A 557-nucleotide genomic window follows, 5' to 3' on the forward strand; every position below is an offset into this window, starting at 1 on the left:
CCGTATGTAGCTTGTACACTGGGTCGTGGTTTATGAACTCTATCTCGTGGTCTGCAACGCTGTTAAACTGGATATGTGCAAAGTACTTTGGAAGCTGTTCCCCAAAATTATTTTGGTACAGTGTGCCCGGAAAGTAAGTGTTTCGAACCTTGTGTCCTGTATGCAGGTGACCACCAACGGCCACCGCCTTCGACCGGTTCATACCTTCCTTCTTGACGGTGCGACCCGAATCAGATTTCGATCCGTACACTTCATTGTGGAAGATGTTTAGCGCGCGATCCGAGAAGTCTAGATGTGGATATGGCAAGAACCTGACTGGTGCCCTATCTATTTTCACATCTGTAGGATGCGTGTAGATCGTGAGATTCTGGAGTCCGAACAGATCGAACAGCTCCAGCGCATGACCGTTTTCTGGAACCTCAGAATACATCTCGTGGTTGCCGAGAATAGCGTGCCACCTGAGGTCTGGATTTTCACGAACAACGTCCGCCAATTCCCGTTGTCCAGAGTACGAGGCGCGTGGGCCGTCATACTGGCCACCTAGCAGCAAGATGTTG

1 protein-coding gene is annotated in these 557 nt (G+C 50.3%); it reads right to left on the minus strand.

Annotation, left to right across the window (positions count from 1 at the left end):
- Nucleotides 1-493 (minus strand): hypothetical protein (locus AC1RPW_RS07865; protein WP_481769423.1); only part of this gene is annotated, 493 nt, incomplete at its 3' end.
- Between the last annotated feature and the right edge of the window lie 64 nt (nucleotides 494-557).

It is taken from the genome of Dellaglioa sp. CoH-55-MRSF-8 (assembly GCF_056782195.1).